Genomic DNA, 13,921 nt, shown 5'->3' with positions numbered 1-13,921 from the left:
ATCGCGCCGAAGCCCGTCGCCCGAGCCGGCCCCACCGGGCACATCCTGGCACACGGCGGCGCTCGCCCGGCGGTCACCGGTTGCGTTTCCGGATCGGCCCGGATAGAGATGAACACCATGACTATTCCTTGGCCGGACTCCCTGGTCGCATCGGTGCGAGCCGCCAAACGATTCCTCGGCTTCTTCTCCGGATATGCCATCGCGGGTGTCCCCCTGGACTTGCCGACTCGATTCCTGTTCCTGGGTGCTCTCCATCTCCTGCTACGCCGTGGACTCTCGTTCCGAGCGTCCGCCGCCAGCTGCATGTGCCTCCTCTTGGCCGTCGAACTGCTCGAATTGATCGCCGTTCGTGATCCGCTCCATCCGCATCTGCCTGATCTGGGGGACGTGGTGGATCTCGCCTCGGGTTGCGCCGGCATCCTGGCAGCTGAAGCCCTCCGGCGATTCCGGACGCGGGGCAAGCCGTCCTCATCCCAGGGTTAGCTGTTATCGGGCTGAACGGGCGCAGATGGACTCCCGCGCCTGAGCAGAGGCCCATCAGCCCTTATACCTCCATGCTCCGCGCACCGCGGCGAAACGTATTGGATACTTGGCCGGGACGACGCGCGGAAACCGGTATGGCTGGTCCAGGCATCTGGAGGGAGGACCGTCATGAGGTGTGCCACGACGGGGGTTGCGGTCGCGTTTTGGCTGTGGGTGCTGGTCGGGCAAGGGCAGGCCCAGTGCCTCAATGAGGTCTGGCAGCTCAATCTGGCTGACGATACCTGGTTGCGACTGGCACCTGTCCCCGATCCGGTGGCCGGCAGTCCCGCCCCTCGCCGACACTTCCCGCATGCCTTCGACTCGTCACGCGGCCGGATGCTGGTGTCCGGCGGCGAGGGTGCATCCGCCTTTGCCGATACCTGGGCGCTGGAACTCGGGGCCGGCAGTTCCGCTGCCTGGATCCGGTTGCAGACCGCAGCCCTGGACGGGCCATTCACCTACCGGCCAGGCTGGTACGATCCCCGACGGGATCGATTCGTCGTTGCCCATGCGATCGACCATCTCGATGTCCTCGACCTCACCACCAACGCGTGGCAGCTGCTTCCCTCGGCAGGTTCGGGCGTGATCCAACCGTATCAGCTCTTCGGGACTTCGCACGCCGCGGTGTACGATTCGGTCAACGACCGCTACTGCGTTTTCGGGGGCGGTCCGATCACCGAGATCACGAGTTTCTTCAACAACCATGTGCACATGCTCCATCCCGACACCCTGGTCTGGTCGGAACGGGCTCTCAGCCCCGCTCCCGGGCCGCGGGGAATGGCCGCCGTCGCGTTCGATCCGCAATCGGGCGGCCTGATGCTGTTCGGGGGCGGGCTCGGCGGCGGATCGGCCGGCACGCTCTACAATGACACGTGGTCCCTGTCCCTGCAGAACGGATCCGGGCCGTGGACCCCAATCACCACTCCCGTGTCTCCACCCGCTCGCGGGCAGGCGGCGGTTGTGTTCGACTCCCTCCGCCAACGAATGATCGTCCTGGGGGGCTTGCGTTATGTCGCCAGTTCCTGCGGATCGGGAACGTACACCGGCCTCGACGATGTCTGGGTGCTCGAAAACGGCGTCTGGCGTGAACTGGCCACGACCGGCGATCGCCCCGGCCCCCGCCGCGGCGCCGCCGCGGTGTACGACGCCGCCGGCGACCGGGTCATCCTGTTCGGCGGTGAGATGATCGGGCTGAGGGCACCAAGCCACCTGAATGCCGTCGTGACCGGCCCGAGCACCGTCGAGTTGAGTTGGACCGACAATGCAGCCGGCGAGGTCGGCTACCTGGTCCGCCGCTGGTGCAATGGGGCGTCCGGCGAGACGATCGCTACCCTGGAAGCCGATAGCCAGTCGTACACGGATGCGGCCGCTTCCTGCGGGACCTGTGGATATGCCGTCCGGGCCGTCGGCAACTGCGGCATCTCTTCGCCCGACAGCGAGGCAACCGTGGTCGAGCTCTGCTCGGAACCGCTGGCCATCACTTGTCCGCCGGTTCCCGAACCGATCGCGGTCGACCAGGAATGCCGGGCACCCGTACCGGACTTGACCAGCAGCGCGGTCGTCACCGGCGGGCAGGCCCCGACCACGCTGACCCAGGTGCCCGCGCCCGGCGGATGGCTCGAGCCAGGCAACCACGAGGTGACCCTGACCGCTACGGATGCAGACGGCACGACCGCTGCCTGCACCGTCGCGATCACCGTCGTCGACCTGATCCCACCCCTCGTGAACATCACTTCGCCGGCGTCCTGGACGTCGTACCCCGTTCACCGCGAGGTCACTCTCGCGGGGTCGTTCGTCGAGAACTGTTCCGTCGGCACAAGTGAGTGGCGCCTGGTCTCGGTCGCCGAGGAAGTGAACGTTCCCGGCATCCTCGATCCGCAAGCCGCAACGGTCGCGGCGGTTCATGCCTTTGCCAGGCCGGGCATCTACGCCGTCGAGCTCACCGTGACCGATGCCGCCGGCAACGCCGGATCCGCAGAGACGGCGTCAGGAATCCAAGACGCTAGACCCTTCGTGGTGATCTATGATCCAGACCGCGGTTTCATGACCGGCGGCGGCTGGTTCCATTCACCACTTGGGGCCTGCGCGGCCAGTCCCGACGCGGTCGGCAAGGCCGTCCTGAGCTTCAACGCCAAGTATCAAAAGAACGCGACAACACCGCACGGCAACGTCCAGTTCCTGCAGAAGGCCGGTGACCTGCGTTTCCATTCCGACGATCTCGAGTGGCTCGTGGTGACGGAGCGGAAGGCCCAGCTTGCCGGAATCGGTTCCGTCAACGGTCGGGAGGGATACCAGTTCATCCTGACGGCCGTCGCCGGCCGCACGCAACCCGACGACCGAAATGACGCGGTCCGGTTGAGCATCTGGAACGAGGCCGGCGTCGTCTACGACAATCAGCCCGGCGCCGAGCCGACCGGCGACGCGGCCACACCCCTGGCCGGTGGTGTCATCGTCGTGCACGAGTAGACCCTCGGCTGTCTCAAGCAGCAATCGCCCGACGACAGTCCGCCCCCGAACTGAAAGCGTTCCCGCCACCTCCGTCACTTGCCGAACGCCGCGCGGATGGTATCATGAAGGAGTCGACTCCGAAGGCCGGTCTCCGGGTGGAAGAGGGAGTCCTGGGCTGCGTGAGGTGGTACTAGCCTCTTCCGTACCGATCCCAGAACCTCGGGCAAGCCGGAGGCGAAGGGCAATCACGTATGATTCGCCATGTGCTTTCGTCGTTCACTGGCATCATCCCTATGCAGGAGGACCGTGATGAAGACCCTGATCGCTGACAAGTTCTCAGAGGCCCACCTCGATCGCCTGGCCAAGCTCGGCTGCGAGGTGACCTACAACCCCACGGTCAAGGCGGAAGATCTGCCCAAGGTGATCCCGGGATACAAGGTCCTGATCGTGCGCAGCAAACAGGTGAGCGGGGAGGCGATCAAAGCGTCCGACGAACTGGCCCTGATCGTCCGGGCCGGGGCGGGGGTAAACACCATTGACGTGAAGGCGGCCAGCGCCCGCGGCGTCTTTGTGACCAACTGCCCGGGGAAGAACTCGATCGCGGTCGCGGAACTGGTCTTCGCCCTGCTCCTGGGAATCGACCGCCGGATACCGGAAAGCGTCGCATCCCTGCGCGCCCACCAGTGGAACAAGAAGGAGTTCTCCAAGGCCGACGGAATCTACGGCAAGACTCTGGGCGTCGTCGGCGTCGGCCAGATCGGCCGCGAGGTGATCGTCCGGGCCAGGGCCTTCGGCCTGCGGATCATCGCCTGGTCGCGATCCCTGACCGACGAACGTGCCCAGGACATGGGCGTCGAGCGCTGCCCGACGGTTGACGACGTGTTCCGCCGCGCCGACATCGTCACCCTGCACGTGGCCCTCAAGCCGGAAACCCGCAAGCTGGTGACGGCGGAACGGCTCGCGCTTCTCAAGCCGGGCGCCATCCTCATCAATACCGCCCGCGGCGAGGTCGTCGATCAGGCCGCCCTCAGAGCCGCTCTTCAAGCCGGCAAACTCCGCGCCGGCCTCGATGTGTTCGACCCCGAGCCCGCCGAGGGAACCGCCGACTTCACCAATCCGATCCTCGACCTGCCTAACCTCTACGGCACTCACCATGTCGGGGCCTCCACCGAGCAGGCCCAGGAAGCGATCGCCGAGGAGGCCATTCGCATCATCGCCACGTTCATCAGGACCGGCCAGGCGATCAACTGCGTCAATGCCGCCACCCGAACCCCCGCCCAGTGGCAGCTCGTCGTCCGCCACTACGACCGGGTGGGCGTGCTGGCATTCGTGATGGACCAGATCCGCCGCGCGGACATTAATATCGAGGAAGTGCACAACCTGATCCTGGACGGTGCCCTGGCCGCGTGCTGCCGGATCCAGCTGGATCGCAATCCCGGAAACGCCCTGGTGTCGGCAATCGCCAAGGGCAATCCCGATATCATCAGCGTCGAGCTGCTCAAGCTCGGCGACTGAAACCCGGCCATCTCCCTCCTAGGAGTTGTGTGGAGTTATCAGGCGTCGCCGGGTCGTCGGAATGACCGGCGGCAGAACAGAAGCCCCGGTACGCGATCATCCTGATCGGAGGATCGACCAATGCACGCGCATGGCGGCCATCGAATCCTGCTGGCACTGGGCTTGCTCCTCTTGTTTGACCAGAACACGCTCCCGGCTTCCACCGGCCAAACCGCCCGACGCCCCAACATCCTCTTCATCCTGATCGACGACATGGGCTTCGGCGACCTCGCCTGCTACGGGGGAAACCACGCCCGCACACCGATGATCGACAGCCTGGCCCGCGAAGGCATCCGCTTCACCCAGTTCTACGTCAACGCCCCCATCTGCAGCCCCTCACGCGTGGCCTTCACCACCGGTCAGTACCCCGGCCGCTGGAAGATCACCTCCTACCTCGACACGCGGGCAATGAACAACCGGCGGGGGCTGGCCGACTGGCTCGCCCCTACCGCGCCAAGCCTCGCTCGGTGCTGCGCCCAAGCCGGCTACTACACCGCCCACGTCGGCAAGTGGCACATGGGCGGACAACGCGACGTGGGCGACGCCCCACCTATCAGCCGGTACGGCTTCAACGCGTCACTCACCAACTTCGAGGGGCTCGGCGAACGCGTCCTTCCTCGGTTCGAACCGGGACGAGATGGCCGGCCCTTCGTGCACGTTCCGACCCGGATGAGTGCCGAACTCGCCGGCGGACCAATTCACTGGATCGATCGCCACGCAGTGACCGCATACTACGTGGACCGGGCCCTGAAGGAGATTCAAACCGCTGCCGGGCAGAACCGCCCCTTCTACATCAACCTCTGGCTGGACGACGTTCATACCCCCATCCAGGCCCCGCCCGGCAGGCGAGGTGACAACTCCCCCGCGGCAAGGTACGCCGGCGTCCTGGAAGAGATGGACTGCCAACTCGGGCGGCTCTTCGATGCTATTCGGGCGGATGCCGCCCTCCGCGAAAACACCTTGATCCTGCTGAGCAGCGATAATGGTCCCGAGGATGGTTGGGGCTCAACCGGCGGCCTGCGCGGCGGCAAGGCCCGGCTCTACGAGGGGGGGATTCGCAGTCCACTTATCGTCTGGCACCGTTCCATCCCCGCGGCCGTCGCCGGCTCGGCCAATGAGAAGACCGTCCTCGCCGCCATGGATCTGCCGCCTTCACTGCTCACTTGGGCCGATGTCCGCACCCCCTCAGGCGCCCGTTTCGATGGACTGAACATGGCCGATACGCTCCTCGGCCACGCCACACCCAAACGCGACCAGCCCCTGATGTGGGTCCGGCCGCCCGATCGCCCGGGCCCGAAAAACCGCTGGCCGGACTTGGCCATCCGCGACGGAGACTGGAAACTGCTGGTCTTCCGCGACCGGTCACGCCCCGAACTCTATAACCTGGCCAACGATCGCAAGGAGTCCATCAACCTCGCCGGCCAACATCCGGATCTGACCCGGCGGCTCAGCGACGACGTCATTCGCTGGGACCAAACCCTTACCGCGCCCGCTTGTTCATCGCCCGGTCCATCTCGCGCCGGTGCTCCTTCTTGCGTAAGTCCTGACGCTTGTCGAACTCCCGCTTGCCCGTCACCAGAGCAAGCTCGACTTTGGCCAGTCCACGGTCGTTGAAGTAGATGCTCAGCGGGATCAGCGTGGTGCCAGCCTGGGCCAGCTCCACGGTCAGCTTCAGAATCTCCCGCTTGTGAAGCATCAACCGGCGGTTGCGAAGCGGCTCGTGGTTGCGGTCGGTCGCCGGAGGATAGCGGTCGATCTGGCAGCCGTAGAGGGTGAGCTTGGTACCGTTTATCCGGACGAAGGACTCGTGGAGCTGGGCGGCCCCGGCTCGCAGACTCTTGACTTCACTGCCGGTCAGCACGATCCCGGCCTCCAACGTCTGGAGGATGTGATAGTCGTGCCGGGCCTTCTTGTTGAGAATGCGGCGTCGGGTCTTGTCTGGGCTTTTTCTTGCCATAAGTCATGATCCGGCCACCATTTGTGCCGATAGCAGATCCAGGGGCGCTGGTGTCCGGTGGGTATCTTACCGGAGGGTGACGGGCCGTGCCACTTGGCCCGCAACCGGGGTTGCAACCGGCCAACCGGATTGCGGTATAATCATGTGAGTACCGAACATACGTCACCGCGGGGCAAGGCATGTTCGCCAGGCAGGCTGAAAGCGGAGAGGCCAAGCTGACCCGACGGGCTGAGAAGAAGCTCGTCAGTCAGGCCCGTGAGGGCTGTGAAGACTCCGCGCGCCTGCTGGTAGAGGCCCACAAGGACCGTCTCTTCGCCTTTTCGTGGCGGATCCTCAGGAACCACCACGAGGCCGAGGAGGTGTGCCAGGATGCCTTCCTCCGGGCGTTCAGTTCGCTGGACTCATTCTCATCCGAATACCGGTTCAGCACTTGGCTGTTCACGATCGCTTACCGCCTGTGCCTGAACCACATCCGCCGACGCAAGTCCAAAACCTGCGAGTTGGACTACGCCGCAATGCCGTCGTCGGAGCCGGACGTGTCGGACCAAGTCGCTGAAAGCGAGGAGGCCCGCCGGTTGAAGGATCAGATCTGGGCCGCCGTGGATGAGCTGTCCGTTCAGCAGCGGGCGGCGGTCCTGCTGTTCTATCGCGAGGACATGAGTTGCGAAGCGATCGCCAGCGCCCTGGGAATTCCGGTCGCCACGGCCAAGAGCCACTTGCACCGGGCCCGAGGGCGATTACGTGAGTCGTTGGCAGCAATGGTCAAGGATCCATCACAGATCCAGGCATTGAGAGAAGCCGCGTCATGATTACCTGTTTACACGCCCGTCAACTCTTCGATCGTCACCTGGACGACGAACTCCCCCCGTCGCTCCGGGCGGAACTGCACGCTCACCTCCTGCAGTGTTCCGAGTGCCAGGCCGAAATGGCCATTCTCGAAGCCTGCGGCGATGTGATCCGGTTGGACCGCCGCGAGCCCAAGCTCGCCGCCTCGTTCACCGATCGAGTCATGGCCGCTCGTCGTGCGGCCCCGGTCGCCTCCGGTCGCCGGTGGCGCCGCCTGCTGTATTACGTCGCCTCTCCCATGGCTGCCGCCGCGAGTGTCGTTCTCGCCTTTCTGGTGTTTTCACCCGTGGTCGGAACGGACGACGCTCCGTCGGTCAAACCGACCGCCATCGCCTCCGAGATGATCGCTCCTCCTGCCCCGTTCCGGCAGGCCGCGATGCAGCGAGCCCACCGTTCGTTAACCCCGCGAGAGAAAGCCGAGCTCGAACAAACGCCAACCATGTCCGCCACCTCGTTTCTCGACTATCTTCTGGCCCCAGTCGTCGAAGGAACCAAGAACACGGTGGACGGAACGCGGCGAAGTGCCAAAGACATGGAGGCGCTGATCATGTTCGCGTTCGACAGCATGAGCGATCAACTTGCCGCCGAATTCCGCGAACGCTATCCTGAGGACGGTTTCACCCCTTCGCTCGGGAAGGTGGGTAGCGATGTCAGCCCGTTGATGGCTCCGTTCCCTGCAGCCGTACCGGCCCTACCCTCGCCGCCCCCTCCGCAGGCCGAGGACGATAGGCCCGGCCCTATCTGACGCCGATGGCTTCCGTCTGACCGGCTCTGACAAGACACCACGCGGGGGGGGACTGAGGGCGTCTGAGACTCTGAGTCGCGGTTGTCCATGAGCACGCTGCCCTTCTACATGTCGATCTGCCTGGCTGGGTGTCTGCCCGGGTTCGCATCGGGCGCCTCCCCGGTAAGCGACGACCGCCGCCCCCCAGCCCTTCTGGCCAGTTATGTCCCGGTCGACGTTCGGCTCTTCCTCGAAATCGAGGACACCCAAAGCCTCAGCTCGATCCCGGCTGGAGCCGCCCTCAGCGATGTCCTGGCCCTGCTGGTCGCTCAGGTCCGGACGTCAGGCGAGGCGACCACTACCGCCCCGGCTTTCACCGGCTGGCGCAAACTGTTCTCCGACGCCCTGGGCCTCGGGGACGAACGGGCCGCTATGCTGCTGCTCGATGGCCGATTGGCCATCGCCGCCCAAGATTGGACAGCACTGGATTCAGCCGTACTCGTCGCTCAGCCACGCCGTCCCGAAGCCCTGGAAAACCAACTCAAAACCCGGATACCCGCCGCCGAGTCAATCCCTGGAATGCGCCAATACCGCCTGGATCTCGGCTACGAGATCACCGGCGACGGGCGCGTGTTCATCGTCGGCCGGCAAACACGCGAGGGCAGCCTCCACGCCCGATGCCTGACGCTGCTCTCCAGCGACCACGGGGTCGCCCTGGCGGACCTCGTGGAATTCCGCGAGCGGGTCTCCGAAGTGCCGCCCAACTCCCAGGTGGTGCTGTACCTGGGCACCAACCAGCGGCGAAGCGGACCCGCCACCCAGCCCACCGGCGACTGGTGGCCGATTCTCAGTCCACCGGTGCGATCCCTCGCCATGGGAGCCGTCCTGACCGACGAAGGCGTGATTCTCGAGACGACCGGCCGTCTGGCCGCCGGGCAGGAGTTCCCACAACATACGCCTCCGGTGGAAGCCCTGCTCTTTCTGCCGCCCTCGGCCGTCTTCGCATGGAGCTATCCGTTTGGCTATGTGAACGAGTACCGGCGATTCATGGCCGCACCCGCCCAGACACCCCAGCGCTTCTACCTCGAAGTCCTTCAGTGGGGTCTGCCCCCTGGCAAACTCGAAAACGACCTCCTCCGCCACCTGGTCGGTGATACCGTGTGCGTCATCGCTCGCATTCCGGTCCATCCCAAGGGCAAGGGAACCGGGAATCCGCTGCTCATGCCAACCTTCGCCTTCGCGGTCCAGACCGACGATTCGGACAAGGTCGACGACACCCTCCGGCAGATGACCCGCAACCTGCTGCGGCTCGTCAACCTGCCCCCCACGTCCGACAACGCCGTCCAGATTGAAGAGGAAACCCTCCGACGAGGTTGGAGCGTCCACGGGAACAACGGCGAGTTTGAGGTCGACCCCCCCCTGGCCGCCTGCGGGACCTTACGCTCCATCCCCCTCGGACGGTTGTTCCCTCCCGGGCTGTACCGTGAGTTGTTCGGGGCCACCGAACTGAGTTGGATCGTCTACGACGGCTGGCTGGTTATGGGCACTCACCGCGAGACCGTCCGCCAGATCGTCGAAGCACGCCGCGGTCGGTCACCGCTGATGTCCGCCCAAGCCCTGCAGCAGGCCATGCGACGTGCCCAGCCTCCCCGACGATTCCCCGACATGGTCCTCCTCGCCCAGCCCGGAGCAGCCAGCGAGGTCATCGACTCCTGGCTCAACTACATCGGCCGCAACTATCCCGAGATGCTCGAGCCCAAATGGTGGCAACAACTCCGCCGCCAGTCGGAGATTCCCCAGGTCCAACTCGGCATCCTGCCTGCCCCCGGGAGCGCCAACGGCGAGGTCGAGGTCGCCGAGGTCTTGCCCGACTTCCCGGCTGCCAGACTCCTCCAGGTCGGAGATCGCCTCACCGCCGTCGATGGCCGTAAACTCGATCTGGATCGCCCGCTCCAATCCCTGAAAGACCGCTTGGCTAAACGCGAACACGACGACTGCGTCCGACTCACCGTCCTCCGCGACGGCGAAAGCCGCGATGTCGACATCCCCATGCCCGTCCAAACCGCCTCGGCGGCCGCAGCCCAACCCCTCACCCTGCTCCGCCAGCTCTCGCAACTGCTTCACGGTTTCGCCTTCGCCAGCTACACCACCTGGCAGGCCTCCCGCGACGTCATCCAGACCCGGCTCGACCTCAAGCTCGCTCCCTCCCTCACCGAGACGGCCACCGCCAGTCCGGCACGCCCGGCCGCGACAACCCCAGACCCTCCCCCAACCATCGATCCCGCCGACCCGCTCAAACCCCCCGAGAATCCCCCAAGTCATCAGTAGCCCGCAGTGATACCCATCACCGCCCCCTTCAAAGCCTTCTTCATGGCTTTTTGTACTCATAATAGATACAATCGTAATCATAATGATTACGAAAAGCCTCGAATCCATGGACAATGATTTGGCTTCCGCTCTCTTCGGCAAGACACGTCGCTACCTGCTCCTCCTTCTCTTCCACCAGGTCGAGCAGTCTTTCTACCTGCGCGAAGTGGCCCGTCAGGCAGGGACCGGGCTGGGGGCCGTGCAGCGGGAACTGACTAGGCTCGTCCAGGCCGGGATCGTCAGGCGGTGGGCTCGCGGCAACCAGGTCTTGTTTCAGGCAGACCCGGATTGTCCGGTGTTCGCCGAACTCCAGGACTTGATCGCGGGCATAACGGCCCCGCAACCCGAACCGGTGCAAGAGAGACTGCCGGAACAGCTCCTGTAACCATCCCTGGACATGACCGTCAGCCGGGCGATGGGCTTTCGGGCGGCTCACACGGCCGCGCTTCGGCGTTGCCGCTCAAGGTCGTCGCGGACTTCCGGGGGCAGAAAGTGCTCGTCGAGCTCCGGCTGGCTAGCCATGGCCGCCAGCGTCCGGTCGTAGCGGGTGGCCAGATCAGCCGCCGTGTCTACGAACAGAATGCGGTGGTTCTTGACCCGGCACAGTCCCCCACCGCCCCCACCCATCGGTTCGGGCCGGACCTCGATTCCGACACGCTCCGCCAGCGTCAGCAGGGCATCCAATCGGCCACTGAGTTCCATCTCCGCAACCCCCCTCAAGTTTCCTCGGCCCGGCTGCCGATATGAGCAAGTCTCATCCAGAGCTCCAGGAGTCGGTATGTCCACGCCTCACGCCGAGACACCCCGGCGGATTCCGCCGTCCGGTTCATCCCCCTCACGCACCCAGACCGTCACCGCCACGAGCCCAACCAGCCCGCCAGAAGCCGCCACTGTAGCCACCGACACCTATTCCTTACAAGCCCAGATCGATCAGCTGGCCCAACAATTCGACTGGCTCAAGGCCCGGTTGCGACACTCCCAGAAGCTGGCCACCCTCGGTACCACGGCGGCCATGACCGCCCACGAGCTCAACAACATGCTCACCCCGGTGGTGGCCTACTGCCGCGACGCCCTGGATCGCAACGACCCCGAACTCATGCGCCTGGCCCTCAGCAAGACCCTCGATCGGGCGGCAGCCATGCGCCAGATGATCGACCGGGTCGTCGGTCTGGCCCGCCAGAGCGATACGGTCATCAAAGCGGTCAACCTTCACCAAGTGGTCGAAGAGGCCATCGGATGCCTCGGCCGCGACCTGGGTAAGGACGGCATCCAGCTCAACCTCCAGATCGACGAGAAACTCACCGTCCGGGCCAACGAGAACCAGCTCCTGCAGGTCCTGTTGAACCTGGTCAGCAATGCTCGACAGGCCATGCTCGGCCGCCGCGGCCGGCTGAGCGTCGATGCGGCTCCGACCGCCGAAGGTCAGGTTCAGATCAACGTCCGCGACAGCGGTTGCGGGATCCCCGCAGAACACCTCGACGCCGTCTTCGATCCGTTTTTCTCCACCAAGACCAACGCGGAGAAACCCGACCAGCGCGGCCTGGGCCTGGGTCTGTCCATCAGCCGCGACATCATCGAGGAATTCGGCGGTCGAATCGAGGTGGCCAGCCAGCTGGGTGTGGGCACCACCTTTACCGTGACCTTGCCGGCTTCCGATTGACCGCAAGGCCCTCTCAGCGTACCCGAGAGCCAGAGTGAATCACTTCCTCAGCATCAGAGCTTACCTCTCCGTTAAAGTCCGGTCATGATTGCGATAGACTGGGATCGTCGGGGCTTCCCGCGTTCAATTGAACGCGATCCCTTCGAAGCAGACCGATCACTCATCTTCATAGGGCCCGGGCCCCGAACGGTAGTCGCCTCGGGAAGCGTTCCTCGCAACGCCTTGGAAGGCAAACAATGACCACCTCAAATACGCTGGACTATGGCGTGTGTCTTGTGGCGATGGTCTGTCTCGCAGCCTGCACGCAGATCGTCCAAGCCGTCGACTGCAACGGAAACAGCGTACAAGACAATCTCGATATCTCTCGCGGCACTTGCCTCGACTGCAACGGTAATGGAATCCCGGACGAGGGCGAGGGCATCAAGCCGGTCGATTGGGATGACGACACGGACGTGGACGGCGCCGACCTGCTCGTATTCGAGGCCTGCTTCTCGGGTCCGATGATCTCGGTCGCCACCGGCTGCGAAGGCATGGACCTTGACTGCAACGGCGATATCGATCAGACCGACTTTGGTGTCTTTCAACATTGCTACCGCGGCGAGGGTGAACCGGCAATGCCCGGATGCAGAGACTGACCCCGAAAGGCCGCCCAGCCTTCGCGTGCGGCCACGATCGCGAACGCCCCCCGAACGATGCGGACAGTCCGCATCTCCAAACCCGCCGGAATCGTGATCATGATCTTGTTGCCACCCCCACGGTGTTCAGCACCGCCCGGCAACGATATAATCCTGAGTGTCCCTGCATTCTGACGCGCTCGGCGGGGAACGCGACGACCTGGGCTGGGCGCGGCGTCTTCGCCGATCCGTGAGGAGACGACCATGAACCGCACTCGGGGATTCACGCTCATCGAAGTGCTCGTCGTGGTGGCGATCATCGCACTGCTCATCGCGATTCTGGTTCCTTCCTTGAATCGAGCCCGCGAGTTGGCCAAGCTCACCACCTGCAGGGCCAACTCCAAGCAGATCGCGAACATGACCGCCCAATACCAGGCCGAGTACCGCGGCTGCGTGCCCATCATGTACAACTACTACGCCTACGGCCGCGGAGCCCACGACGCCCCGGCACGGGCATGCTGGCTTTCAGTGGCATTACGCCAGTACCTGGCGAGCGGCAAGTGGTTCAAGTACACCAGGGGCGGCAAGTTCGATCCGCAAATGGTGTGGTACCCCGAGACCGGCTGGCTCGGCGAGTACGAGGACACCATGATCCCGGAGTTCTTCGTCTGCCCGTTTGCCCGCGGCCGGGGCGCGGGCGAAGTCCACGTCAGCACAGACACGCAATTCCGGTACTATGCCTGGGAAGGCAAGCACGAGCACTACCAGACCTGGCTGTGGCGGCCGATCATCAAGGGCACCACGCCGGGCAATCCGTGGCCGTCACCCGGCACCAGCAAAGCGGGCGTGGTCAAGTACTCGAACGTGGTCTGGAACATGATCGGGCCGAACGGCCAGGGCGTGAACACCGACGAAAAGCGAAACCTGCAGCATCGGGTCTGGGATGGCCGCTACGCCCGCGAAGCCAAGAGCGGCTCGCTGGGCGAACTGACCGCCGTGTTCTGCGCCCAGGGAGAGCACATCGTCTTTCAGGGCGATTCCACCCACGTCGGGCGAGTGAACGTCAACAGTCACCGGGCCGGCGGCAAAGGCGGCGGCACGAGTGCCATCTTCGCCGACGGCCACGTCGAATGGGTCGAAGGCACGCGGATCGGCTGGCCGTGAGAGCAACTCTCACCGCACTGCCCGCGTCCGCTCGTCAAGACCGAAGCAGATGCTACAATCTCGAG

Annotated in this window: 12 protein-coding genes and 1 pseudogene; 11 read left to right on the top strand and 2 right to left on the bottom strand. The window is 64.7% G+C overall.

Annotated features, from left to right (window positions below; all coding sequences use genetic code 11):
* Window positions 1–117: 117 nt before the first annotated feature.
* From KA354_08625 to KA354_08610, 4 genes and pseudogenes are all read left to right on the top strand, one after another.
* Entirely contained in the window at window positions 118–483 is a 366-nt protein-coding gene (locus KA354_08625) for a hypothetical protein (GenBank protein MBP7934695.1), read from the top strand.
* A gap of 168 nt (window positions 484–651) precedes the next feature.
* Entirely contained in the window at window positions 652–2,988 is a 2,337-nt protein-coding gene (locus KA354_08620) for a hypothetical protein (protein ID MBP7934694.1), read from the top strand.
* Between the two features lie 291 nt (window positions 2,989–3,279).
* Window positions 3,280–4,485 (top strand): hydroxyacid dehydrogenase, encoded by a 1,206-nt coding sequence (locus KA354_08615; protein MBP7934693.1) that lies wholly within the window; start codon window positions 3,280–3,282, stop codon window positions 4,483–4,485.
* Window positions 4,486–4,605: 120 nt separating this feature from the next.
* Window positions 4,606–6,006, top strand: a pseudogene (locus KA354_08610) (sulfatase-like hydrolase/transferase).
* Here KA354_08610 and smpB read toward each other — a convergent pair.
* A complete protein-coding gene (gene smpB, locus KA354_08605) occupies window positions 6,005–6,481 on the bottom strand; it encodes an SsrA-binding protein SmpB (protein MBP7934692.1) in 477 nt (158 codons plus the stop codon). The pseudogene KA354_08610 and the gene smpB sit on opposite strands and share 2 nt — an antisense overlap.
* A gap of 179 nt (window positions 6,482–6,660) precedes the next feature.
* Between smpB and KA354_08600 the strand changes: the two genes are divergently transcribed.
* From KA354_08600 to KA354_08585, 4 genes are all read left to right on the top strand, one after another.
* On the top strand, window positions 6,661–7,290 hold the full coding sequence (locus tag KA354_08600; protein MBP7934691.1) for a sigma-70 family RNA polymerase sigma factor: 630 nt from the start codon (window positions 6,661–6,663) through the stop codon (window positions 7,288–7,290).
* Window positions 7,287–8,072 (top strand): zf-HC2 domain-containing protein, encoded by a 786-nt coding sequence (locus KA354_08595; protein MBP7934690.1) that lies wholly within the window; start codon window positions 7,287–7,289, stop codon window positions 8,070–8,072. Before KA354_08600 ends, KA354_08595 begins: the two co-directional genes overlap by 4 nt.
* Window positions 8,073–8,159: 87 nt before the next feature.
* The gene (locus tag KA354_08590) at window positions 8,160–10,379 is read left to right on the top strand and encodes a PDZ domain-containing protein (protein MBP7934689.1); all 2,220 of its coding nucleotides are present in this window, start codon (window positions 8,160–8,162) and stop codon (window positions 10,377–10,379) included.
* 82 nt (window positions 10,380–10,461) lie between these two features.
* On the top strand, window positions 10,462–10,803 hold the full coding sequence (locus tag KA354_08585) for a winged helix-turn-helix transcriptional regulator (GenBank protein ID MBP7934688.1): 342 nt from the start codon (window positions 10,462–10,464) through the stop codon (window positions 10,801–10,803).
* Between the two features lie 47 nt (window positions 10,804–10,850).
* On the opposite strand, the gene KA354_08580 is transcribed toward KA354_08585, so the two are convergent.
* On the bottom strand, window positions 10,851–11,120 hold the full coding sequence (locus KA354_08580) for a hypothetical protein (GenBank protein MBP7934687.1): 270 nt from the start codon (window positions 11,118–11,120) through the stop codon (window positions 10,851–10,853).
* Between the two features lie 76 nt (window positions 11,121–11,196).
* On the opposite strand from KA354_08580, the gene KA354_08575 reads away from it, so the two are divergent.
* From KA354_08575 to KA354_08565, 3 genes are all read left to right on the top strand, one after another.
* The gene (locus KA354_08575) at window positions 11,197–12,078 is read left to right on the top strand and encodes a sensor histidine kinase (GenBank protein ID MBP7934686.1); all 882 of its coding nucleotides are present in this window, start codon (window positions 11,197–11,199) and stop codon (window positions 12,076–12,078) included.
* Window positions 12,079–12,314: 236 nt separating this feature from the next.
* On the top strand, window positions 12,315–12,713 hold the full coding sequence (locus KA354_08570; protein MBP7934685.1) for a hypothetical protein: 399 nt from the start codon (window positions 12,315–12,317) through the stop codon (window positions 12,711–12,713).
* Between the two features lie 243 nt (window positions 12,714–12,956).
* On the top strand, window positions 12,957–13,856 hold the full coding sequence (locus tag KA354_08565; protein ID MBP7934684.1) for a prepilin-type N-terminal cleavage/methylation domain-containing protein: 900 nt from the start codon (window positions 12,957–12,959) through the stop codon (window positions 13,854–13,856).
* Window positions 13,857–13,921 lie beyond the last annotated feature (65 nt).

The sequence above is a fragment of the Phycisphaerae bacterium genome (assembly GCA_018003015.1).
Classification (GTDB): domain Bacteria; phylum Planctomycetota; class Phycisphaerae; order UBA1845; family PWPN01; genus JAGNEZ01.
Note: the sequence above shows the minus strand (reverse complement) of the source record. Positions and strands in the feature narration are given on the sequence as shown.

Excerpts from the sequence above, each read along its gene's own strand:
- KA354_08625 (MBP7934695.1), top strand. The coding sequence starts at position 118 with ATGACTATTCCTTGGCCGGACTCCCTGGTCGCATCGGTGCGAGCCGCC.
- KA354_08620 (MBP7934694.1), top strand. The coding sequence starts at position 652 with ATGAGGTGTGCCACGACGGGGGTTGCGGTCGCGTTTTGGCTGTGGGTG.
- KA354_08615 (MBP7934693.1), top strand. The coding sequence starts at position 3,280 with ATGAAGACCCTGATCGCTGACAAGTTCTCAGAGGCCCACCTCGATCGC.
- smpB (MBP7934692.1), bottom strand. The coding sequence starts at position 6,481 with ATGGCAAGAAAAAGCCCAGACAAGACCCGACGCCGCATTCTCAACAAG.
- KA354_08600 (MBP7934691.1), top strand. The coding sequence starts at position 6,661 with ATGTTCGCCAGGCAGGCTGAAAGCGGAGAGGCCAAGCTGACCCGACGG.
- KA354_08595 (MBP7934690.1), top strand. The coding sequence starts at position 7,287 with ATGATTACCTGTTTACACGCCCGTCAACTCTTCGATCGTCACCTGGAC.
- KA354_08590 (MBP7934689.1), top strand. The coding sequence starts at position 8,160 with ATGAGCACGCTGCCCTTCTACATGTCGATCTGCCTGGCTGGGTGTCTG.
- KA354_08585 (MBP7934688.1), top strand. The coding sequence starts at position 10,462 with ATGATTACGAAAAGCCTCGAATCCATGGACAATGATTTGGCTTCCGCT.
- KA354_08580 (MBP7934687.1), bottom strand. The coding sequence starts at position 11,120 with ATGGAACTCAGTGGCCGATTGGATGCCCTGCTGACGCTGGCGGAGCGT.
- KA354_08575 (MBP7934686.1), top strand. The coding sequence starts at position 11,197 with ATGTCCACGCCTCACGCCGAGACACCCCGGCGGATTCCGCCGTCCGGT.
- KA354_08570 (MBP7934685.1), top strand. The coding sequence starts at position 12,315 with ATGACCACCTCAAATACGCTGGACTATGGCGTGTGTCTTGTGGCGATG.
- KA354_08565 (MBP7934684.1), top strand. The coding sequence starts at position 12,957 with ATGAACCGCACTCGGGGATTCACGCTCATCGAAGTGCTCGTCGTGGTG.